Genomic DNA, 22,020 nt, shown 5'->3' on the forward strand with positions numbered 1-22,020 from the left:
CGAGCGGCGCACCCAGGATTACATCACCGGCCGGTTCGGCTGAGTTCGGCGGGCAGGGGGAGAAGCACCGTGGTCAAGGAACAGGCGCACACCGTCAGCAGCTACGAGCAGCAGCTCTCGCAGTTGCGCGGAATGATGGTCGCCATGGGGCGGCTGGTCACACGGCAGACCGAACAGGCGGTTGCCGCCGTGGTGGAGGGCAATATCGAGGCCGGCCGGACGGCCCAGGCACTCGATCCGCAGGTGGACGAGCTGGAGCGCGAGATCGAGAGGCTGGCGATCCGCCTGCTGGCGCTGCGGGCGCCGATGGCGGGCGATCTGCGCGAGATCGTGGCGGCGATGAAGATTTCGGGCGACCTGGAGCGGATCGGCGACTGCGCCGCCAGCGTGGCCAAGCGCGCGCTGAAGGTCGATACCGTGCCAACCGATGTCCCGGCCGGGGCCCTGCGCAGCATGGGCCGGCTGGTGCAGGAGAATCTGCGCCGGGCCGTCGACGCCATGAGCCAGCAGGACAGCGAGCGCGCGGTCGAGGTCTGGCGGTCGGACGCGGCGGTGGACGAGCTGTATACCGCCATGTTCCGCGAGCTGGTGACCTACATGATGGAGGACCCGCGTACGATCCGCTCCTGCACCCATCTGCTGTTCATCGCCAAGAACCTGGAGCGGATCGGCGACCACGCCACCAATATCGCCGAGCGCGTCTATTACGCCGCCACGGGTGAGATGCTGCCGACGGAAAGGCCGCGCGGGGGTGCCTCCGTCCGTTAGCGGACGACCCGCCTGCATGTCGGATGGTGAGGGCTGGCATGCTTACATTTCGTAGCACAAACGCCTGATTTCGAACCGGCTTTGCATGGTTAGATTTCATGGTTGGACCGGGGGTGACCCCGGGCCGGTTACGGAAAGAGAGGCTCACACATGTTCAAGAAGACGATCCTGGCGGTGACGGTCCTGGCCGGCCTGTCGGCAACGGCGGCCCAGGCCCATGATATGCCGCCGCCGCCTCCCGGCCCGGGTTTCCATGGCGGCTGGAGAGCGCATCATGGGCTGGAGGTTCTGGCCGGACTGAAGCTGACCCCGGCACAGCACAAGCAGATCCATGCAATCCTGGCCGCCGCGCGCAAGGACAAGCGCGCGGACTGGAAGCAGGAAGGCGCGCTGCATGAGCAGATCCGCGACCTGCTGCTGACGCCCGGCCCGGTCGACCGGGCGAAGCTGACGTCGCTGACCCAGCAGGTCGAAGCCCTGCATCAGGCCGCCATCGACAGCCGGCTGGATGTGGCGGTGAAGATCCATGACATTCTGACGCCGGAGCAACTGGCTGATGCGAAGGCACGCGAGGACAAGATCCGTTCGCTGCACGAGCAGCTGGACGAGCTGACGGCCCCGCCCCCGCCCCCGCCGCCGGCCAAGGGTGCGCCCAAGGAAGACGGCGAGGAATGAGGCGCCCGGAATAAGATGGCCAGACAGTCGCGATTCCACCGGGGTGGCCATTCCCTGGCCGCTCCGGACCGGAATCGTTGACAGCGGGAGGGGAGGGGCGTAAAGCCTCCCCGAAATCAGGACCGCCGCCTCGCGAGTGTTCGCGCAGTGGCGCGATATCTTTTGGGGTGAACGTCCTTTGTTCGAGGCGCTGTCAGGTAAGCTTTCCGGTGTGTTCGACGGCCTCGCCAAGCGCGGCGCGCTGTCCGAGGCCGATGTGGCCGAGGCGATGCGCGAGGTGCGTCTGGCGATGCTGGACGCCGACGTGGCGCTGCCGGTCGTCAAGGACTTCGTTACCAAGGTCCGCGAGCGCGCCGTGGGGCATGAGGTGCTGGACAGCATCTCGCCCGGCCAGGCCGTCGCCAAGATCGTCAATGACGCGCTGATCGACGCGCTGGGCGGCGCGGGCGCGGTGCCGCTGAACCTGAATGCCGTCCCGCCGGTGCCGATCCTGATGGTCGGCCTGCAGGGCTCGGGCAAGACCACGACCTCGGGCAAGATCGCCCTGCGGCTGGCGACCCGCGAGCGCAAGAAGGTGCTGCTGGCCAGCCTGGATACCCAGCGCCCGGCCGCGCAGTTGCAGTTGCAGCAGCTTGCCGAGCGCGCGGGCGTGCCCTCGCTGCCGATCGTGCCCGGCCAGACGCCGGTCGAGATCGCGCGGCGGGCCATGGATACCGGGCGGCGCGAGGGTTTCGACGTCGTCATTCTCGACACCGCCGGCCGCCTGTCGATCGACGAGGCGCTGATGAACGAGGTGCGGGAGATCCGCGCCGAGACGTCGCCGACCGAAACCCTGCTGGTCGTCGATGCGATGACCGGCCAGGATGCCGTCAACACCGCCCGCGCGTTCAACGAGGCCGTGGGCGTGACCGGCGTGGTCATGACCCGGATGGACGGCGATGCAAGAGGCGGCGCCGCGCTGTCGATGCGGGCCGTGACCGGCGCGCCGATCAAGCTGACCGGCTCGGGCGAGAAGCTGGACGCGCTGGAGGAGTTCCATCCCGAGCGCGTGGCCGGCCGTATCCTGGGCCTGGGCGATATCGCCGGCCTGGTGGAAAAGGCCGCCGATACCCTGGATCATGAAGAGAGCGAGAAGATCGCCCTCAAGATGATGCAGGGCAAGTTCGACCTGGACGACTATGCCGCGCAGATCCGCCAGATCGCGAAGATGGGCTCGCTGTCGGGGATTCTCGACATGCTGCCCGGCATGGGCAAGGTCAAGCAGGCGCTGGGCGACAAGGACCTGGATACGTCGGTCCTGAAGCGCCACCAGGCCATCATTTCGTCCATGACCCGGGCGGAGCGCAAGACGCCCGCCATCATCAAGGCGTCGCGCAAAAAGCGCATCGCCGCCGGGTCGGGCAGCACTGTTCAGGACGTCAACCGGCTGCTGAAGCAGTTCGATGACATGTCCACGATGATGAAGCGGATCAACAAGCTCGGCATGAAAGGTCTCATGCGCCAGGGAATGTCCGCTCTCATGCCCAAGGGGCCGAAACCGCCCGGCGGCCGTCCGTTCGGCTGACGCGATCGACCTGATCGTTTCGTCCCTGTCCGCATTCCGCACATTTTCATTTCGGAGAATTGCCTCAATGAGCCTGAAGATCCGCCTCGCCCGCGCCGGCGCGAAGAAGCGCCCCTACTACCACATCGTGGTGGCCGACAGCCGTTCGCCCCGCGACGGCCGTTTCGTCGAGAAGGTGGGCGCCTACAACCCGATGCTGCCCTCCGACCATGCCGACCGCATCCGTCTGACGAGTGAGCGCATCACGTACTGGCTGTCGCAGGGTGCCCTGCCGACCGACCGCGTTGTCCGCTTCCTGGGCAATGCCGGCCTGATCGCGAAGCCGGTCTATACCGAGCAGCCGAAGCAGTCCGCGCCGAAGAAGCGTGCGCAGGAGCGCGCCGCCGCTGCCGCCGCCGCTGCTGCCGCCACGGCCTGAGCCAACGGGCGGATAGGAACACGGACGGGCTGAACCGGTGGATCGCGATCGTATCCTGATGGGTGTGGTGGGGCGGCCGCATGGCGTGCGGGGGCTGGTGCGCGTGCACAGCTACGCCACCGTGCCGGAAGACCTGACTGCCTATGGAACGCTGACCGACGACCGGGGACAGGTCTGGACCCTGCGCTGGCGCGGTGACGGCATTGCCGAACTGCGCGACGCGGCGGGCCAGCCTGTGGCAGGGCGGGAAGCCGCCCAGGCCCTGGTCAACCGCCGCCTGTACATCGCGCGGGCCAGCCTGCCGGAGCCCGATCAGGACGAATTCTATTTTGCCGACCTGATCGGGCTGCTGGTTCACGAGCAGGGTGGCAGGTCGCTGGGGCGCGTCCTGGTCGTCCATGATTATGGTGCCGGGGTCAGCCTGGAGATCGGCGGGGAGGGGCGTGCGCCCCTGATCCTGCCCTTTACCCAGGCCTGTTTCCCGGTGATCGACATCGTCGCCGGCCGGATCGAAGCGGTTCTGCCGGATGAGGTCGAGATACAGGGCGAGCTGTCGCCGGAGGCCGGGGAGGTTTCCCCTGCCGTCGGAGAGGCGTCATGACCTGGCAGGCGACTATCCTGACGCTGTTTCCCGGCATGTTTCCCGGTCCGCTTGGCCAGTCGCTGGCCGGGCGGGCGCTGGAGGACGGGCTGTGGTCGCTCGATCTGCGCGACCTGCGGGAATACGGCCTGGGGCGGCACCGGGTGGTGGACGACACGCCTTTCGGCGGCGGGGCCGGCATGGTCATGCGTCCGGATGTGGTGGCCGCCGCGATCCGCGACGTGGCGGCGGCCGGGCGCCCGGTGATCTATCCCACTCCGCGCGGGCGGTTGCTGCGCCAGGATGACGTCCGTCGCCTGACCAGTGGCCCCGGAATCGTGGTGCTGTGCGGGCGCTACGAGGGGGTGGATGAGCGGGTGCTGGAGGAATGCGCCGTCGAGCAGGTCTCGATCGGCGATTATGTCCTCTCCGGCGGGGAGATGGCGGCCCTGGTGCTGCTGGATTCCTGCGTCCGGCTGATCCCCGGCGTCATGGGCTCGGACGCCAGCGGCACGGAGGAAAGCTTCTCCGACGGGCTGCTGGAATATCCGCATTACACCAAGCCGGCGAGCTGGGAGGGGCGCGATGTCCCCGACATCCTGCTGTCCGGTCATCACGCCGCCATCGCAAGCTGGCGGCAGACTGAATCCGAGACGGCGACCCGCGTCCGCCGGCCCGACCTCTGGGCCGCGTATCGGCGCCGCACCGGCCAAGACACGTCCGATCCGGTCAGCCATGCGGCTGATCCCGACCGGCTGCACTGATTAGACTGTTTTGAAACGAGGAACCCGATCATGAACATTATCCAGCAGTACGAGGCCGGTGAGATTGCCCGCCTCTCCGCCGAGCGTGCGGTCCCCGAATTCGGCCCCGGCGACACGGTCCGCGTGTCGGTCCGCGTTGTCGAAGGCGAGCGTAAGCGCGTCCAGGCCTATGAAGGCGTGGTGATCGCCCGTTCGAACAAGGGGCTGAACAGCAACTTCACCGTGCGCAAGATCTCGAACGGCGAAGGCGTCGAGCGCGTGTTCCCGCTCTATTCCCCCACGATCGCCGAGATCAAGGTCGTGCGTCGCGGCGCCGTGCGTCGTGCGAAGCTGTATTATCTGCGTGGCCGTCGCGGCAAGTCGGCGCGTATCGCCGAGCGCGCCCGCGAGACGGTGACGGCCACGGCCTGATCGCCATCCGATACCGCGATGCGTCGCCTCCGGCCACGGCCGATGGGTGGCGCATCGTCCTGATTCTACGGGTTCGTTCCTTCGCCGTCCGCGTGGCTTCGCGGATGGCGGGGCCGTTCCACGCCATGCCGTTCCGAAGGGGAAAGACCGATGGCCGCACGCACGCTGTTCGACAAGATCTGGGACAGTCATGTCGTGGAACGGCTCGAGGACGGCACGGCCATTCTCTATATCGACCGGCACCTCGTGCATGAGGTGACGAGCCCGCAGGCGTTCGAGGGGCTGCGTATCAGCGGCCGCCGCCTGCGCCGGCCGGACGCCACCATCGCGGTGGTGGACCATAACGTGCCGACCTCCGACCGCACCCTGCCGATCGAGGAGCCGGAAAGCCGCAATCAGATCGAGACGCTGGAGCGCAATGTGCGCGAATTCGGCGTGCCGTATTTCCCGCTTCTGTCGGAACGGCAGGGCATCGTGCATGTGGTGGGGCCGGAGCAGGGGATTTCGCTGCCCGGCATGACCATCGTCTGCGGTGACAGCCATACCTCGACCCATGGCGCAATGGGGGCGCTGGCGTTCGGCATCGGCACGTCCGAGGTCGAGCATGTGATGGCGACCCAGACCCTGCTGCAGAAGCCCGCCCTGAACATGAAAGTGGTGGTCGAGGGCACGCTGGGCGCGGGGGTGACCGCCAAGGACGTGATGCTGGCCATTATCGGCACCATCGGCACCGCCGGCGGCACCGGCTATGTGATCGAATTCGCGGGCTCGACCATTCGCGGGCTGGACATGGCCGGGCGGATGACGATCTGCAACATGTCGATCGAGGCGGGAGCGCGCGCCGGGCTGGTGGCGCCGGACGAAACAACCTTTGAGTATGTGCGCGGCCGGCCCTTCGCCCCGCAGGGCGAGGCGTTCGAGCAGGCGGTGGCCTACTGGAAGACGCTGGTGGGCGATGAGGACGCGCAGTACGACAAGATCGTGGAACTGCGGGCCGAGGATATTCCGCCGGTCCTGACCTGGGGCACCAGCCCCGAGACGGTGATCCCGGTGTCCGGCACCGTTCCCGATCCGGCGGCGGAAACCGACGGGGCGAAGCGCGCGCAGTTGCAGCGCATGCTCGACTATATGGGGCTGGAGGCGGGGCAGAAGATCGCCGGCGTGCCGGTCGATGTCGTCTTTATCGGCTCCTGCACCAACAGCCGGATCGAGGATCTGCGTTCGGCGGCGGCGATCGTGGCGGGGCGGCATGTGGCGGCGGGCGTGCGCGCCATGGTGGTGCCGGGATCGGGCATCGTGAAGGCGCAGGCCGAACGCGAGGGGCTGGACCGGGTCTTTCTCGATGCCGGTTTCGAATGGCGCGAGGCGGGATGTTCGATGTGCCTGGGCATGAACCCCGACCGGCTGACGCCGGGGCAACGCTGCGCCTCGACCTCCAACCGCAATTTCGAAGGACGCCAGGGGCCGGGCGGGCGTACCCACCTGCTTTCGCCCGCGATGGCGGCGGCGGCGGCGGTGACGGGACATCTGACGGACGTGCGGGAGCTGATCTGAGCCATGGATAAATTCACCGTCCTGACCGCGATCGCGGCGCCTCTGCCGGAAGCGAATATCGACACCGACAAGATCATTCCGGCGCGGTTCCTCAAGACCACCAAGCGTTCCGGCCTGGGCGTGCATGCGTTCGATGGCATGCGCTACAATCAAGACGGATCGGAGAAGCCGGATTTCGTGCTGAACCGGGAGCCCTATCGCAAGGCCGGCATCCTGATCACCCATGACAATCTGGGCTGTGGTTCGTCGCGGGAGCATGCGCCCTGGGCGCTTCTGGATTTCGGCATAAGCTGCGTGATCGCGCCGTCATTCGCCGATATCTTCTTCAATAACTGCTTCAAGAACGGGATTCTGCCGATCCGCCTGCCGCGCGAGATCTGCGATGCGCTGATGGACGATGCGCGGCTGGGCGCCAATGGCCGGCTGACGGTCGATCTGGAGCGGCAGGTGGTCGTGCGCCCGGATGGCGAGGAAATCGCATTCGAGATCGATCCGCTGCGCAAGCGTCTGCTGCTGGAGGGGCTGGACGATATCGGCCAGACCCTTCAGCACGCAGGCGCGATCAGCACGTTCGAGGCTGCGCGTGCCCGCCACCAGCCCTGGCAGCCGCGCATCGTCATCGACTGACGGCTGCGCGCCGCCTCTTTGTCACGACAGGAAGACGAGAAATGACCGTTACCAAGAAGCTCCTTGTCCTGCCCGGCGACGGGATCGGCCCCGAGGTGATGAACGAGGTCGCGCGGGTCGTGGCGTGGATGGGCCGCAAGCGCGGCGTCGCCTTCGATATTTCCGAGGATCTGGTTGGTGGCGCGTCGCTGGCGGTGCATGGGGTGCCGATCCGTGACGAGGTGATCACGGCGGCCAAGGCCGCGGACGCGGTGCTGTTCGGCTCGGTCGGCGATCCGAAATGGGCGTCGGTCGGCTTCGATCTGCGGCCGGAGGTCGCGATCCTGAAGCTGCGGCAGGAGCTGGGGCTGTTTGCCAACCTGCGCCCCGCGAAGCTGTTCGACGCGCTGGCCGAGGCCAGCACGCTGAAGCCCGAAGTGGTGGCCGGGCTGGACATCATGATCGTGCGCGAGTCCGTGGGCGGCATCTATTTCGGCACCCCGCGCGGCATCGAGACGCTGCCCGATGGCAGCAAGCGCGGCATCAATACCGAAATCTACACCACGTCGGAGATCGAGCGCGTGGCGCGGGTTGCCTTCGACCTGGCGCGGCAGCGCGGCAACCGCGTCTGTTCGGTCGAGAAATGCAACGTGATGGAAAGCGGCCTGTTGTGGAAGGAGGTCGTGACCGCGCTGCATGCACGCGACTATGCGGATGTGGAGCTGACCCACATGCTGGCCGACAATTGCGCCATGCAGTTGGTGCGCAATCCGCGCCAGTTCGACGTCATTGTGACCGGCAATCTGTTCGGCGACCTGCTGTCCGACCTGGCGTCGATGCTGACCGGCAGCCTGGGCATGCTGCCTTCGGCCACGCTGGGCGCGGTGGATGAGGACGGGCGGCGTCCGGCGCTGTATGAACCGATCCATGGCAGCGCGCCCGATATCGCCGGCAAGGGAATCGCCAATCCGCTGGCGCAGATCCTCTCATTTGCGATGCTGCTGCGCTACTCCTTCGCAATGGAAGCCGAGGCTGCGCTGATCGAACAGGCGGTGGCCAATGTGCTGGCCAGCGGCCTGCGCACCGCCGATATCATGAGCCCCGGCATGGCCCAGGTCGGTACCACCGTGATGGGCGAGGCCGTGGTGCGCGAACTGGACAAGCTGAACGGCTGATCCGATCCGGCACTCGTCCCCCCGCTGGGGGGGACGGTATCGGGCTTCCCACGGGCTGGAACATCTGGAATGCTTCCGGCCATGCGCTCGTTTCGAATCATCATCGCTGGATTTGCGATGCTGGCCGCCATGCCGGCTGTCGCCTCTTCTTCTTCCGCGCCGCTCCCCGACGCCTTGTCCGAAGTGCGCGGCAAGGCCGCCTTGTCGTGGGTGGATGAGCAGAACCGGCGGACCTTCGTGGGGCTGGAAGCCGATCCACGCTATCGTGTCTTTCATGATTCCGTGCTGCGGATTCGGCAGGATGCGCACCGCATACCGGTGCCGACCTTCCTGGGCGGGGAAATCTTCAATTTTTGGCAGGACGCGGCCCATCCGCGCGGGATCTGGCGCGAAACCGCGCCGGAGCGCTTCCTGGCCGGGCATCCGGTGTGGACCACCCGGCTGGATGTCGACAAACTGGCCCGGCGCGAGCATCGCAACTGGGTGTTTCAGGGCGCGGACTGTCTGGCGCCCGACGATTCGCCCTGTCTGATCCAGCTTTCGGAAGGGGGCGAGGACGCGACGACCCTGCGTGAATTCGCCCCTCTGTCTGGCGGGTTCACGCCCGATGGTTTCCTGTTGCCCCACTCCAAGCAGACCGTGGCGTGGGAAGATCGGGACACGCTGCTGGTGGCGCGCGACTGGGGTGACGGCCCGAGTGGCGTCTCTGGCGGGGCGATGACCCGTTCGGGGTATCCGTTCGTGGTGCGCCGCCTGTATCGGGGGCAGGCGCTGGATAGCGCGGTGGAGGTGATGCGCGGCCAGCGCGATGACGTGCTGGTGGCGCCGGTTGCGCTGGCCGACGGGCAGGGGCACCGGCTGGTGCTGATCCGTCGCGCCGTGACCTTCTTCGAGGATCGCTACAGCCTTGTGACCGATGGGGGCACGCGGGCGCTCGACCTGCCTGCGCGCATGGACCTGCATGGCCTGCTGGCCGGGCGGCTGATTCTGTCGGCCAATCAGGATTGGCTGTCGGACGGCGTGAAGGTTCCGGCCGGCAGCGTCATCGCCGTCGATCCGGACGGGCGCACGCCGGTTCAGCTCCTGTTTACGCCCGGCGCGCGTCAGGCGGTCGATGAAGTCGCGGTGACGGGGACGGGCGTGGTGATGACGGTGCTCGACTCGGTGCGCGGCCAGGGGTGGGTCTACCGGCCCGATGCGGCCGGTGGCTGGCGTGGTACGCGGCTGAAGCTGCCCGACATGATGTCGGTCCATATCATGGATGCCGACCGTCGTTCGGGGCGGGCGTTTCTCTCGGTCTCGGGCTTCCTGACGCCGCAGCAGCTCTGGCTGGCCGACAGCACTGACGGCAGCGCGCGGAAGATCATGGAACTGCCGCCCCAGTTCGATTCGGCCGGGCTGGTGGTCGGGCAGGAATGGGCGGTTTCGAGCGATGGGACGCGGATTCCCTATTTCATCGTGCATCGGGCGGATATGCGGGCCGATGGCAGCAATCCGACCCTGTTGACCGCTTATGGCGGATTCCAGCTCTCGTCATTGCCCGATTACGACCCGGTGGCGGGGCGGCTGTGGCTGGATCGGGGTGGTGTCTATGTCGTGGCCAATATCCGGGGCGGCGGCGAGTTCGGGCCGGCCTGGCACGAGGCGGGGCGGATGGCCGGCCGCCAGCATGTCTTCGACGATTTTGCCGCCGTGGCGCGCGACCTGATCGCGCGAAAGATCACTGTGCCGGCCCATCTGGGGATTCGCGGGCGTTCGAATGGCGGGCTGCTGATGGGGGTGGAATTCACCCAGCATCCCGATCTGTGGGGGGCGGTGATCGTGGGCGTACCGTTGTTGGACATGGAGCATTTCGAGACCATGGCTGCCGGGGCCTCATGGGCCGGGGAGTATGGCAGCATGGCGGTACCGGAGCAGCGGACGTTCCTGGAACGGATTTCGCCCCTGCGGGCGCTGCGCCCCGGGGTGCGCTATCCCGAGCCATTCATCTTTACCTCGACCCTCGATGACCGGGTGGGGCCGGTGCATGCGCGGCTGTTCGCGGCGCGGCTCCAGGCGCTCGGGGTGCCCTTTCTGTATTACGAGGATACCGAAGGCGGTCATTCCGGGACGGTGAATGCGAACGAGGTCGCGCGCGAGCGCGCGCTGGAGGCGGTGTATCTGAGTCGCCTGATGGATCGGGGCCATTGAGGCGATTGTTTCTGGTCGCAGAAATAATCGCACATCAGGTGGCGTGGGAAAGTTCTGCGTGATACGCCGGTAGCGGCGTGTAGCAACGCTCTTTTGCATTGAGGCGGCCCCTCTGTCGGGTGGCTTGCCAAATATAATACCCGGACTTTGTCCAGCGGTGAACGGGGAGACCTGTTGCCGTAGTGGGAATAGGCAGGACGTGCCTATGCCTCATGCAAACACGTTGCTAACCGCCCGACGCCAGGTGCGGCCAGGACGCCGATTCCACAGGGCGATCCGGTGACGCGGTGATCCGGGGAAGCGTCCAGATCTGAAAGACGGCATGAAGAAAGCCGGCCTATCGAGGGAATCCGGCTTTCTTGCGGGGATCGACGCCTGAGAGCGGATCGCTGAACCCTTGGCGCTCCAGACGCTTGCGCGCAAGGGCTGATCACCCTTCGGGGTGGCGTCGAAAAATCCTGTGTGATATCTTGAACATGGCGTGTAGCAACGCTTTTTCCAAAAGGGTGGCCTCCTTGTCGGGTGGCCTGCCGAATATAACACCCGGACTATGTCCAGCGGTGAACGGGTCATGCTGTTTATCGCCATGGAAATAGGCAGGGCGTGCTTTTGCCCTTTTTGGAACACGTTGCTACCCGCCCGACGCCAGGAGCGGCACGCGGAGGCGTGCCCTTACCGTTGCGATGGCGTTTCGGAATGAATGCGAACGGGATGGGTACGTGATACAGGATGAACCAGGCGAATCGCCTATGATGGCCCCTGCCATGGCCTCTGCCATGGTGCGGACCCATGGCAAGGACGCCATTGCCGTCGTCCGGCGTCATATCGCGCGCAGCCTGGAAGATAATCTGGTCGACGATGTCGAATTCTGGCTGCGGGTCCGCAATCAGATCGAATGTCTGCAATGGGGCGCGACATGGGCGGGGCAGGACCGGAAGCGGCCTGCCGCCGGGAGCGGGCGGCAGGGCGAGGAGGTCGTGCTGGAGGCATGGCTGAAGGAGACGCTGTGCCGGATGGCGGGATCGGTGGTGGATGAGCCGATTCCGGAGGCGCTTCTACGGCTGGTCGGACTGCCGATTCCCGAAGGCGATCCGAAGTGACGGGGCAGTCCGGGAAGCTGTCCCGGGATCATGCCACGGCATGAAGAAAGCCGGCCTCCCGAGGCAAGATCTCGAGTTCTGGCTACGGGTGCGCAACCAGGTCGAGCTTCTGCAATGGAAGGAGATCCGGGGGAGCGGAGTAGCAAGCGGCCGGCCGGGACCAGGCGATCGGGGGAAGAAATCGTGCTGGAGGCATGGTTGAGGGACGCACTCTCCAGAATGGCGGGGTCGGTGGCGGACGAGCCCATCCCGGAGGAGCTTCTGCGGCTGCTCGATGCACCGATACCGCCGGACGATCCGAGCTGACGAGGGCGAGGAGGAGCCGCATCTGAAGCAAGCATGAAAAAAGCCGGCTTCCCGAGGGGAAACCGGCTTTCTTGCGGGGATCGACGCCTGACGGCGGATCAGAACCCTTCGCGCTCCAGACGCTTGCGCTCCATCTTGCGGGCGCGGCGCACGGCCTCGGCAGCCTCGCGCGCCTTGCGCTCGGAGGGCTTTTCGTAGTGGCGACGCAGCTTCATCTCGCGGAAGATGCCTTCACGCTGCATCTTCTTCTTGAGTGCCTTGAGAGCCTGGTCGACATTATTGTCGCGAACGAGAACCTGCACTTGGTCGCTAACTCCTGTTTGTGGCTGCCTTGGGGTTAACCACGAAAACCATGGATGGGATAACCGCCCAAGGCCCGGCCCTGCACGCGATTCCCGAATGGCGCGGAGCTATAACATGGGCTTTGCGCGAAATACAAATCATTCCGCCCGTTTCCTGCGGGGCGGGGGCGGACTATTTTACAGGTCCGCCTCGCGCCAGACGCGGGGGTGGATGATTCCGTGAGGATTCCGGGCCGCGACGCGGCTGGACGGAGGATAGGCAGAGACCGTGACCTTGCTCAAGATCGCCCGGATGGGCCATCCCGTCCTGCTGCGTCGCGCGGACGACGTGCCGGACCCCACCGCGCCGGAGATCGGCCGGCTGATCGACGACATGATCGAGACGATGGAAGATGCGCGCGGCGCCGGCCTGGCGGCGCCGCAGGTCCATGTCTCGCAGCGGCTGTTCGTCTATCGCGTGCCGGCCGAGCGCAGTGCAGGGGAGGACGACCCGCCGCGCGAGGCCAGTGTGCTGATCAACCCGGTGCTGCGGCCGGTCGGTGACGAGATGGTGCTGCGGCCCGAGGGCTGCCTGTCGATTCCCGGCCTGCGGGGCATGGTGCCGCGCCATGTGCGTGTCGCCTATTCGGGCGTGGACCGGGCCGGTCAGCCGGTGCAGGGCGTGGCGACGGGTTTTCTGGCCAACGTGTTACAACATGAATACGATCATCTGGAGGGCATTCTGTATCCGATGCGGATGAAGGATCTGGGCCAGATGGGATTCGACGAGGAAATCGGGCGCTACGGGGTGCGGGGATGAACGGGATAGGCGCTGTCGCGGCGCTGGCGGGCCGGTTGGCCGGATGCGCTGTCGCCTGCGGGCGGCCGGGACGGCCGGAACGCAGCCTGGCGCGGGATGAGGCGGTGAGCCGCCTGGGCGCGGTGGCGGGCGGGCGCGGATGGGGGCTGGATGTTCTGCGGGATGTCGCCGGTCCGGATACCGACCTGCTGTTTCCCGGCGGGTCGGCCGAACTGGTCGAAGCCTGGTTCGATCTTGGCGATCGGATCATGATCGAAGCCGCTCGGGGGCTGGACGAGCCGCGCCTGGGGCGGCGGGTGCGCGCGGTCATCCTGTTGCGGCTGGGGGTGATCGCGCCGGATCGCGATGCGGTGCGCCGGGCGCTTGCCGTGCTGCTCGCTCCGGGCCATGCGGGCCTGCTGGCCCGGGTCATGGGCCGGACGGTTGATGCGATCTGGGAAGCCGCGGGGGACCATGCGACCGGCATGACCCGGCAGACCAAGCGGATGAGCCTGGGCACGATCTACGGCCAGGTGCTGCTGTTCTGGCTGGCGCGGGGGGATGACAGCGAGGCGGTAGCAGATTTCCTGGACCGGCGGCTGGCCGGGGTCGTGCGCCTGGGCCGGGCGAAGCAGGCCCTGCTGGCGCGGCTGCGGCCCGGACGGGCCCAGGCCGCGTGAGCGAACAGAAGGCGCCGAGCCGGCGCCATGCCGCGGGCGCCGGCCTGCTGTTCCTGCGCGAGGAGGAAATGCGGCAGGCGCAGGAGCTGATGATGCTGGCGTGGCGGGATTTCGGCGGAGTGGTCGATCCGGTGCTGGAGACGCTGGGTCTGGGGCGGGCCCATCATCGCATCCTGCAGCTTGTCGGCCATCATCCCGGCATTGCCGTCGGCGCGCTGATCGATCTGCTGGGCATTACCAAGCAGAGCCTTGGGCGCGCGCTGACCGACCTGCAGTCGCGGGGCTATGTGGTGCAGGAAGTGGGGCGGCGGGACCGACGGCTGCGCCTGCTGTCGCTGACCGAGAACGGGGCGGCGGTGGAGCGGCAGCTCTTCGACCTGCAGCGGGAGAAACTGATGGGTGTGTATCGCGATGTGGGGGCCGCGGCGATCGATGGGTTTCGCCGGGTCGTGCAGGGACTTATGGACGATCGGACGCGCCTGATACTCGAGGACGTGGCTGCGGCGGCGGAGCGGGCGCATCGTGGCGGAGCATGAGCCGGGACGGACGATGATGGGACTTGACGGGCGGGACGGATCGGTGGCGGGAGCGCATATTCTGGTGGTAGATGACGATCCGCGCCTGCGGCGTCTGTTGCAACGCTACCTGACCGAGCATGGGTTTCGTATCAGCGCGGCTTCGTCGGCCGCCGAGGCGCGACAGGTGCTGGGCTTCATGCAGCCCGACGCGATGGTGCTGGACGTGACGATGCCCGGCGAGAACGGGCTGGCGCTGACCCGAGCCCTGCGGCAGGAGGGGCAGGACCTGCCGATTCTGCTGCTGACCGCGCGCGGCGAGCCCGAGGACCGGATCACGGGGCTGGAAGCGGGGGCCGACGATTATCTGGGCAAGCCGTTCGAGCCGCGAGAATTGCTGCTGCGGCTGAAGGCGCATCTGCGGCGTTTCGCGCCGCCCGCGCCGTCGGACAATCTGCGGGTGGTGCGGCTGGGCGGGCTGGAATTCGACCCGGCGCGCGGCCTGCTGTCCGGCCCCGAAGGCAGCGTGCACCTGACGGGGGGAGAGGTTGCGCTGCTGAGCGCGCTGGCGCGCCGCCCCAATGAAGTGCTGGCCCGGGATGAGATCGCCCGCCTGCTGGACATGGAGGAAATCGGCGAACGCGCGGTGGACGTGCAGGTGACGCGCCTGCGCCGCCGGATCGAGCCCGACCCGCGCGAGCCGCGTTTTCTCCAGACCGTCCGTGGCAAGGGATATGTGCTGAAGCCGGGCATGTGAGGGCAGGCGGGAAGGAGGCCATCCATGGCGGTGGATGACAGGCCGCGGCGGGCGGGACGGTCCCGCTCCATGGCGGGGCTGTATCGCCGGATGGATCGGCCGGTACGCCGGGTCCTGCCGCGTTCGCTGCTCGGGCGGATGCTGCTGATCGTGCTGATCCCGCTCCTGGTCACGCAGGGGATTTCGCTGGAGCTGTTCTACGGCAATTACCTCAAGGTCGTGTCGCGCCGCATGTCGGGCAGTGTCGCGGCGGATATCGTCCTGACCCTGGACCTGCTGAAACGGTATCAGGCGCCGGGGGACAGGGCCTGGATCATGAACCAGGCCCGGGTGCGCACCCAGCTGGACATGGATTGGGACCCGGGACAGCGCCTGGCGCGCACCGGGTCGACCCATGTGCTGGGCCCCATGGATGACGACCTGACCTATGCGCTGGACAATTCGATCGGCCGGCCGTTCCATGTCGACTGGACCGGCGATCCGCAGACCGTGCATATTCGTATCCAGATGTCCGACGGCGTGCTGGATGTCGGCGCGCCGCGCAAGCGGCTGGCCGTGGCGCCCATCTGGCTGTTCGTGGCCTGGGCGGTGGGGAGCACGTTCCTGCTGTTCACGATCGCCAGCCTGTTCATGCGCAACCAGATCCGTGCGATCCGCCGCCTGGCCCGGGCGGCCGAGCTGTTCGGCCTGGGGCGCGATATCGGGCCCATCCGGCCCGAGGGCGCGCAGGAGGTGCGCAAGGCGGCGGTCGCGTTCAACCGCATGCAGGAGCGTATCTTCCGTTTCGTGGCGCAGCGCACGGCGGTGCTGGCCGGCGTGTCGCACGATCTGCGGACGCCGCTGACCCGCCTGCGCCTGTCACTGGCGATGATCCCGCCGCAGGGCTCCATAGATGCCGCGCAGTTCCAGGCCGAGGTGACCGACATGATCGGCGACATCGCGGAAATGGAGGGCATGATCGAAAGCTATCTGTCCTTCGCCCGGGGCGAGGGGGCGGAGACGCCGGTCGGGGTCGATATCGGCCAGATGCTGGACGAGGTGGCATCCGCCTTTCGCCGGGCGGGCGGGACGATCCTCTCCGTTTCGGTGCCTGAGGCGATCGAGGCTGTCCTGCGGCCGGGTGCGATCCGCCGCGTGCTGGACAATCTGCTGCAGAATGCGCGGCGGCATGGGGCGTGCGTGGCCCTGAGTGCCAGCCAGGACGAGCGTGGTGTGGTGATCTGCGTCGATGATGACGGGCCGGGCATCCCGCGCGACAGGATGGAGGCGGTCTTCCGCCCGTTCGAGAGCGGGCAGGATGGTGGGACCGGGCTGGGCCTGACCATCGCGCGCGATATCGTGCGCGCCCATGGCGGCGACATCGCCCTGCGGCAGAGCCGCCTTGGCGGCCTGCAGGTCCGGATCGTGCTGCCGGCGTAAGGTCGGTCAGACGCTGATCGAGCGGAGCGGCCCTGCCGGCGACCCGGCGCGCAGGAAATGCGCGTCGGGTCGTCGGCAGGGCCGCTTTGCAAACAGACTTTTAGGGGAGGCTGTTGCCCGAGCCGGCATGACCCGGACCGCTGTTGGAACTCATCGGCCCGCTGCTGCCGCCGAATGTGCTGTTCATGTTGCTCAGCGGGTTGTAGCGGCCGACATTGCCCAGGATCTGCTGCAGGACATTGATCTTGGTGCCCGGGGTCGGGGTTGCGCCGGGCGCCATGCTGGTGGCGCGCGCGTTGCTCTTGTCCAGGGTCTGCAGTGTGCGCAGCACGCCCTTGTCGTCGAAGCTCAGCACCACGACATCCTGTGAGCGGACGGCCGGGAAATCCAGTGGCGCCGGCACCGTTCGCATGGAGATGTAGATCCATGTGTTGTCGTCGAACGTCGCATGGGTGGTGGGCGAGCCCAGCAGGTCCATCGCTTCGGCGCGGGTGCTGACGCCGGGCTTGAGCTGCTTGTAATCGTCGGGCTCGATCAGCGAGCCGCGCTGGCTCGGCCGGGGCGAGAAGATCGAGCAGCCGGATAGCAGCAGGCCCAGTCCCACGACCGCGCAAGGAAGAAGACGCCCGATCGGGCGGATGGTCGTGTCCGAAGATGACCGCATGGCCTGTGGGGCGTCCTGATCCGGGGAAAACTCTTCCGTCCGGTGCCCGATTGGGGTGGCTAAGTCAATTCTTCATCGCCATACAGGGAGCATTATCAGCATCGGGCGCGCGGATTACCGGGCCGCCCACGGGGCGGCAGCAGGACAGGATGCGGGAGCAGGACAGGATGAAGACGGAATTTTCCCGCAAGCTCGCGGTTGGGCGAATCGGCGCGGCGGGTCGCGAGATGGAGATCGAGGCCGATGCGGCGGAGCGCGCGGCCTTGGCCCGCCGTTTCGGGCTGCCGGCCATCCATGCGCTGTCCTGCCGCTACCGCCTGACGGTGGGCCGGCGGGAGGAGGTGCTGGCCGAAGGCTGGCTGGCGGCCGAGGTGGAGCAGGTGTGCGTGCTGACGGCCGAGCCGTTCGTGAGCGTGCTGACTACCGAGGTCATCGCCCGCCTGGTGCCCGCCGAGCGGTTTCGCGAGGATGAGGAACTGGACCCCGAGGCGGTGGACGAGATCCCGTATGAGAACGATACGATCGACCTGGGTGAACTGACGGCGGAGGAGCTGTCGCTGGCACTCGATCCCTATCCGCGCAGCCCGGGGGCCATGCTGCCCGACGAGGTGGGATATGTGGACGTGCCGCCCACGAGTCCCGAGGCGGCGGAAGAGGCGGAAGAGGGGCGTCCGTCCCCGTTCGCCGGGCTGGCCGCGCTGCGCAAGGGCAATGCATAACGGAGGCACAAGGTGTGTGCCGGGGGTGCCACGGTGAGAAGATATCTTGCGAGTTCGCTTTCTTCCTGCTAGAGGCGCCCCCTCATTATCGATAACTGATCGGGTTCCAGCCGGGCCCGGTTAAGATCCCAGATCGGAGGGGCCCGGGCCCATGGCTGTACCCAAAAGAAAAACCTCGCCGTCCCGTCGCGGCATGCGCCGCAGCCACGAGGCGCTGAGCGTGCAGGCACATGCCGAATGCGCGAATTGCGGCGAACTGAAGCGCCCGCATCATGTCTGCAGCCATTGCGGCCATTATGACGGCCGTGAGGTCGTTGCGGCTGGCAAGACGCTGAAGACCGCCGTCCGGGCCTGACCCGCGGCGCATGGCCGTGCGGATGCGATAGCCTGGCCCGTCAGATGGCGGGCCAGGCGTTCATGCGACACGATTCCGTGACGGCCTTGCGAATTTGGTGTTCACCCGGCAGAAGGCAGGCATGAGCGAGACAGGTTCCTCTTTTTCCGGGGCAGAGCCCTTCACGCTGGCGGTTGACGGCATGGGGGGGGACGGCGGTCCGGAAGTTGTGGTGGCCGGCTTGGCGATTGTTGCCGACAGGCACCCCGGCACACGGGTTCTGCTGATCGGGGACGAGCACCGTCTGGCCGAGACACTGGCCCGCCACCCCAAGGCGGCCGCGATCTGCACGGTGCGCCCCGCCGGCAGTGCCATCCCCATGGACATGAAGCCGACGGCCGCGCTGCGCGTGCGGGATTCGTCGATGCGGCTGGCAATGGATGCCGTGGCGCAGGGCGAGGCCCTGGGCGTGGTGTCGGCCGGCAACAGCGGCGCGATGCTGGCGCTGGCCAAGATTGTCATCAAGACCCTTCCCGGCGTCTCCCGTCCCGCCATGGCGGCCATTAGCCCGACGCTGAAGGGCGATGTCGTGATGCTGGACCTGGGCGCCAATGTCGCCTGCGACGCGCGCAACCTCGTCGAATTCGCGGTGATGGGCGAAGCCTTCGCCAAGGCGGTGCTGGGCCTGCCCGCGCCGACCATCGGCCTGCTGAATGTCGGGTCCGAAGAGGTGAAGGGCGACGAGAGGCTGCGCCAGGCGGCCGAGACCCTGCGCAACAGCCCCCTGGCGGCGCAGTTCCATGGCTTCGTCGAAGGGCATGACATCACCGCCGGCACCACCGACGTGGTGGTGACCGACGGCTTTACCGGCAATGTCGCGCTGAAGACCGGCGAGGGCGCGCTGAAGATGGCGTTCGTCCTGCTGCGCCAGGTCTTCCGCTCGGGCCTGCTGGCCAAGCTGGGCTACCTGCTGGTGCGTCCGGGACTGGAGCGCATGCGCGAATGGCTGGACCCGCGGCGGTATAATGGCGCGGTATTCGTCGGCCTCAATGGTGTCGTGGTCAAATCGCATGGCGGGACCGACGCCGAAGGCTTTGCATCGGCGGTGGATGTTGCCATGGATATGGTATCGCACCGGTTCAACGAGAGCATAAGGGATCAGATCTCCCGACTGGAGACGCTGTCGGTCATGCGGCCGGGCGTGGAAAAGGAACAGCCGGCGGTCGCAGCCGTAAGCTGACCCGCCCCGCCGGGGCGGTGCGTCTCCATCGCGGGGGCGAGGGCCGGGCTTGGAATGATGGGAATGATGGCGAGACGTTCGCTGATGGTCGGGTTTGGCGGGTATCTGCCGGACCGGATCGTGACCAATGACGAGCTGGCGGCTCGCCTCGAGACTTCGGATGATTGGATCCGCGCCCGTACCGGGATCGGCCAGCGTCATATTGCCGGCCCGGGCGACAGTGCCGTCAGCATGGCGGCGGCCGCCGCGAAGCAGGCGCTGGATTATGCCGGCATGGCGGCGGCGGATGTCGGCGCCGTCATAGTCGCGACCAGCACGCCGGACCAGGCCTTTCCCGCCACCGCTGTCCGGGTGCAGGCCGAACTGGGAATGCGCGGCGGCTTCGGCTTCGATATCGCGGCGGCGTGTTCGGGCTTCATCTATGCGCTGACCGTGGCCGACTCGCTGATCCGCAGCGGCCAGACGGATTCGGCCCTGGTGATCGGCAGCGAAGTCTATTCGCGCATTCTGGACTGGTCGGATCGCGGCACCTGCGTGCTGTTCGGCGACGGCGCGGGCGCCGTGCTGCTGAAGGCCGGGGATGCCGCGCAGCCGGCCGGCATTCTGTCCACGCATCTGCATTCGGACGGCACGACGGGCGACCTGCTCTATGTCGATGGCGCGGTGGGACTGCGGGAGCAGTCCGGTTTCCTGCGTATGCAGGGGCGCGACGTGTTCCGCCACGCGGTGGCGAAGCTGTCATCCTCGGTGGACGAGGTGCTGCAGGCCAATGGCCTGGCCTATGCCGACGTGTCGTGGCTGGTGCCGCACCAGGCCAATCTGCGGATTATCGAGGCTGTCGCCCGCAAGCTGGAACTGCCGCCCGAGCGCGTGGTGGTGACGGTCGACAGGCATGCCAATACCTCGGCGGCGTCGATCCCGCTGGCGATGAACGAGGCCGTGCGCGACGGGCGCATCCGCAAGGGCGACCTGGTGCTGATGGAAGCGCTGGGCGGTGGCCTGACCTGGGGATCGGCCCTGGCACGGATCTAGGAGGCTGATCGGGAATGCGCGCTGGTGGCGATCCGGCGCGCGTTTCCTGTGTTTTGTGGCACTCTCGCTCACCCGCGCGCATTTCCGGTCAGCCTCCACGACCCCCACGCCGTCAGGGAGGGGGCCTCTATGGTGGCCTGCAGGGCACCGAACGTGAAAAAATAGTGCGGCTTAACGCATTGAATTGACGCGTCCTCGTCGCATGCCATAGTTTTGCGGCATGAGCACCGTGACCCGCGCCAGTCTGGCAGAGCATATTTATAGTCAGGTCGGACTCTCCCGTAATGAGTCGGCCGACCTTCTCGAACATGTGCTCGAGCGTGTCGCGAAGGAGCTCGAGGGCGGGAATACCGTCAAAATCAGCGGATTCGGGACGTTCTCTGTCCGTCAGAAGGGGCGCCGGACCGGCCGCAATCCGAAGACGGGCGTGGAAGTGCCGATCCTGCCGCGATCGGTCCTCGTCTTCCGCCCCAGCCAGCTTCTGCGGGCGCGCGTCAATGGCCGGCAGGTCGATGGCATCGAGGATGACGGTGAATGAACATTCTCAGCACCGGGCAGGAGGACTGGCCGGATTCCGGCATGCCGGAGCCCGGCGAGGGTGCCGATCCCCACGTGCTCGATGACGCAGCCGGTGCCGGCCGCCTGAAGAAGGCGCCCCATGCGTTCCGCACCATCAGCGAAGTGGCGGACGAACTGCATGTGCCGCAGCATGTGCTGCGCTTCTGGGAGACGCGGTTCAGCCAGGTTCGCCCGCTGAAGCGGGGCGGTGGCCGGCGCTATTATCGTCCCGACGATATCGAATTGCTGCGCCGGATCTCGGACCTGCTCTATGTGCAGGGCTATACGATCAAGGGGGTGCAGCGCATGCTGCGCGAGGGCGGAGACGCCGGCGCACCCTATGGCGCGACGCCCGCCGAGGCGGCGGAAGAGCTTGATCTGGTACCTCACGATTCGCCGGCCGCTGCCGCCGAGGAGCCGGCAGCTGGCGCCGCGCCTGTGGCGGTGGAGCGGGTGGATGCCGGCATTGTGGTGGAAAGCGTGGTCGAATCGGTCGTGGTCGTGACGGCGGAGGCCGAATCGGCTGAGCCGGCTCCTGCGATTCCGGTTGAGGAAACGGCCGCAGGCTCCTCGGAGATCGAGCGAATCCATCGCGAGAACCTGATCCTGAAGGATAGTCTGCGCGGGATTCTGGTGGAATTGCAGGCCCTGAGGCGGCTGATTCCGGTCTGAACCGGATTTGGTGCCAGATTGGTGGCACTCATGGGTTGCGGAGTATGGCGCGCGCTGCTACACGGCGTGTCGTCGCAGACGGACGGGCAGTAGCGCAGCCTGGTAGCGCATCAGTCTGGGGGACTGGGGGTCGTGGGTTCGAATCCCGCCTGCCCGATATTCCCGTCTGCGACCATTCCCCTTTGTAAAATCGACGGATAGATGACGCGGGACCGGTTCACGCCGGTTTGACGCCGGCC

The 22,020-nt window shown here is 67.0% G+C and carries 25 protein-coding genes and 1 tRNA gene; 24 read left to right on the top strand and 2 right to left on the bottom strand.

Going from position 1 to position 22,020, the window contains the following annotated elements; translation table 11 throughout:
* The first annotated feature begins 69 nt into the window (after window positions 1-69).
* The 12 genes from phoU to HLH29_RS10335 all read left to right on the top strand — a co-directional run bounded on the left by phoU (window position 70) and on the right by HLH29_RS10335 (window position 11,805).
* On the top strand, window positions 70-768 hold the full coding sequence (gene phoU / locus HLH29_RS10280; RefSeq protein ID WP_182966451.1) for a phosphate signaling complex protein PhoU: 699 nt from the start codon (window positions 70-72) through the stop codon (window positions 766-768).
* Between the two features lie 150 nt (window positions 769-918).
* Window positions 919-1,443 (top strand): Spy/CpxP family protein refolding chaperone, encoded by a 525-nt coding sequence (locus tag HLH29_RS10285; RefSeq protein WP_182966453.1) that lies wholly within the window; start codon window positions 919-921, stop codon window positions 1,441-1,443.
* Window positions 1,444-1,621: 178 nt separating this feature from the next.
* Window positions 1,622-3,007 (top strand): signal recognition particle protein, encoded by a 1,386-nt coding sequence (gene ffh / locus HLH29_RS10290; RefSeq protein ID WP_182966455.1) that lies wholly within the window; start codon window positions 1,622-1,624, stop codon window positions 3,005-3,007.
* 67 nt (window positions 3,008-3,074) lie between these two features.
* Window positions 3,075-3,425, top strand: coding sequence for a 30S ribosomal protein S16 (gene rpsP / locus HLH29_RS10295; RefSeq protein WP_182966457.1), 351 nt, complete (start codon window positions 3,075-3,077; stop codon window positions 3,423-3,425).
* 37 nt (window positions 3,426-3,462) lie between these two features.
* Complete coding sequence (rimM, locus tag HLH29_RS10300; protein WP_182966460.1) at window positions 3,463-4,026, top strand: ribosome maturation factor RimM; 564 nt, start codon at window positions 3,463-3,465, stop codon at window positions 4,024-4,026.
* Entirely contained in the window at window positions 4,023-4,769 is a 747-nt protein-coding gene (trmD, locus tag HLH29_RS10305; RefSeq protein WP_182966462.1) for a tRNA (guanosine(37)-N1)-methyltransferase TrmD, read from the top strand. The genes rimM and trmD overlap by 4 nt, the downstream gene beginning before the upstream one ends.
* Window positions 4,770-4,799: 30 nt before the next feature.
* Window positions 4,800-5,180, top strand: coding sequence for a 50S ribosomal protein L19 (gene rplS, locus HLH29_RS10310; protein WP_182966464.1), 381 nt, complete (start codon window positions 4,800-4,802; stop codon window positions 5,178-5,180).
* A 150-nt stretch (window positions 5,181-5,330) separates the two neighbouring features.
* Window positions 5,331-6,734 (top strand): 3-isopropylmalate dehydratase large subunit, encoded by a 1,404-nt coding sequence (leuC, locus tag HLH29_RS10315; RefSeq protein WP_182966466.1) that lies wholly within the window; start codon window positions 5,331-5,333, stop codon window positions 6,732-6,734.
* Between the two features lie 3 nt (window positions 6,735-6,737).
* Complete coding sequence (gene leuD, locus HLH29_RS10320) at window positions 6,738-7,361, top strand: 3-isopropylmalate dehydratase small subunit (protein WP_182966468.1); 624 nt, start codon at window positions 6,738-6,740, stop codon at window positions 7,359-7,361.
* Between the two features lie 41 nt (window positions 7,362-7,402).
* Complete coding sequence (gene leuB, locus HLH29_RS10325) at window positions 7,403-8,515, top strand: 3-isopropylmalate dehydrogenase (protein WP_182966470.1); 1,113 nt, start codon at window positions 7,403-7,405, stop codon at window positions 8,513-8,515.
* A 69-nt stretch (window positions 8,516-8,584) separates the two neighbouring features.
* Complete coding sequence (locus tag HLH29_RS10330; RefSeq protein WP_182966472.1) at window positions 8,585-10,705, top strand: prolyl oligopeptidase family serine peptidase; 2,121 nt, start codon at window positions 8,585-8,587, stop codon at window positions 10,703-10,705.
* A 749-nt stretch (window positions 10,706-11,454) separates the two neighbouring features.
* Window positions 11,455-11,805 carry a hypothetical protein gene (locus tag HLH29_RS10335; RefSeq protein WP_182966474.1) on the top strand — a complete coding sequence of 117 codons (351 nt, stop codon included), beginning with the start codon at window positions 11,455-11,457 and terminating at the stop codon, window positions 11,803-11,805.
* A gap of 404 nt (window positions 11,806-12,209) precedes the next feature.
* Here HLH29_RS10335 and rpsU read toward each other — a convergent pair whose 3' ends face one another.
* Complete coding sequence (rpsU, locus tag HLH29_RS10340; protein WP_010506446.1) at window positions 12,210-12,413, bottom strand: 30S ribosomal protein S21; 204 nt, start codon at window positions 12,411-12,413, stop codon at window positions 12,210-12,212.
* 268 nt (window positions 12,414-12,681) lie between these two features.
* Here rpsU and def point away from each other — a divergent pair, with 268 nt between their 5' ends.
* From def to HLH29_RS10365, 5 genes are read left to right on the top strand one after another with little or no spacing between them, the layout of a single operon-like run.
* A complete protein-coding gene (gene def, locus HLH29_RS10345; protein ID WP_182966476.1) occupies window positions 12,682-13,212 on the top strand; it encodes a peptide deformylase in 531 nt (176 codons plus the stop codon).
* The gene (locus HLH29_RS10350) at window positions 13,209-13,871 is read left to right on the top strand and encodes a ubiquinone biosynthesis protein COQ9 (RefSeq protein ID WP_182966478.1); all 663 of its coding nucleotides are present in this window, start codon (window positions 13,209-13,211) and stop codon (window positions 13,869-13,871) included. The genes def and HLH29_RS10350 overlap by 4 nt, the downstream gene beginning before the upstream one ends.
* On the top strand, window positions 13,868-14,407 hold the full coding sequence (locus HLH29_RS10355; RefSeq protein ID WP_182966480.1) for a MarR family transcriptional regulator: 540 nt from the start codon (window positions 13,868-13,870) through the stop codon (window positions 14,405-14,407). The genes HLH29_RS10350 and HLH29_RS10355 overlap by 4 nt, the downstream gene beginning before the upstream one ends.
* A gap of 13 nt (window positions 14,408-14,420) precedes the next feature.
* Window positions 14,421-15,143, top strand: coding sequence for a response regulator (locus HLH29_RS10360; RefSeq protein ID WP_408871961.1), 723 nt, complete (start codon window positions 14,421-14,423; stop codon window positions 15,141-15,143).
* Between the two features lie 24 nt (window positions 15,144-15,167).
* Complete coding sequence (locus tag HLH29_RS10365; protein ID WP_408871962.1) at window positions 15,168-16,562, top strand: ATP-binding protein; 1,395 nt, start codon at window positions 15,168-15,170, stop codon at window positions 16,560-16,562.
* A 100-nt stretch (window positions 16,563-16,662) separates the two neighbouring features.
* Here the strand turns inward: HLH29_RS10365 and HLH29_RS10370 are convergent, their stop codons facing one another.
* Complete coding sequence (locus HLH29_RS10370) at window positions 16,663-17,226, bottom strand: outer membrane protein assembly factor BamE (protein WP_182966482.1); 564 nt, start codon at window positions 17,224-17,226, stop codon at window positions 16,663-16,665.
* A 167-nt stretch (window positions 17,227-17,393) separates the two neighbouring features.
* Between HLH29_RS10370 and HLH29_RS10375 the strand changes: the two genes are divergently transcribed.
* From HLH29_RS10375 to HLH29_RS10405, 7 genes are all read left to right on the top strand, one after another.
* Window positions 17,394-17,945 (top strand): YceD family protein, encoded by a 552-nt coding sequence (locus HLH29_RS10375; RefSeq protein WP_182966484.1) that lies wholly within the window; start codon window positions 17,394-17,396, stop codon window positions 17,943-17,945.
* Between the two features lie 151 nt (window positions 17,946-18,096).
* Complete coding sequence (gene rpmF, locus HLH29_RS10380) at window positions 18,097-18,300, top strand: 50S ribosomal protein L32 (protein WP_012554867.1); 204 nt, start codon at window positions 18,097-18,099, stop codon at window positions 18,298-18,300.
* A gap of 121 nt (window positions 18,301-18,421) precedes the next feature.
* Window positions 18,422-19,519 carry a phosphate acyltransferase PlsX gene (gene plsX, locus HLH29_RS10385; RefSeq protein WP_182966486.1) on the top strand — a complete coding sequence of 366 codons (1,098 nt, stop codon included), beginning with the start codon at window positions 18,422-18,424 and terminating at the stop codon, window positions 19,517-19,519.
* A 63-nt stretch (window positions 19,520-19,582) separates the two neighbouring features.
* A complete protein-coding gene (locus HLH29_RS10390) occupies window positions 19,583-20,551 on the top strand; it encodes a beta-ketoacyl-ACP synthase III (RefSeq protein WP_182966488.1) in 969 nt (322 codons plus the stop codon).
* A 220-nt stretch (window positions 20,552-20,771) separates the two neighbouring features.
* Window positions 20,772-21,089, top strand: coding sequence for an integration host factor subunit alpha (locus HLH29_RS10395; protein WP_182966490.1), 318 nt, complete (start codon window positions 20,772-20,774; stop codon window positions 21,087-21,089).
* On the top strand, window positions 21,086-21,781 hold the full coding sequence (locus HLH29_RS10400) for a MerR family transcriptional regulator (protein ID WP_246374114.1): 696 nt from the start codon (window positions 21,086-21,088) through the stop codon (window positions 21,779-21,781). Before HLH29_RS10395 ends, HLH29_RS10400 begins: the two co-directional genes overlap by 4 nt.
* Before the next feature lie 83 nt (window positions 21,782-21,864).
* A tRNA-Pro gene (locus HLH29_RS10405) sits at window positions 21,865-21,938 on the top strand.
* Window positions 21,939-22,020 lie beyond the last annotated feature (82 nt).

The organism is Gluconacetobacter tumulicola (genome assembly GCF_014174215.1).
Lineage (GTDB): Bacteria > Pseudomonadota > Alphaproteobacteria > Acetobacterales > Acetobacteraceae > Gluconacetobacter > Gluconacetobacter tumulicola.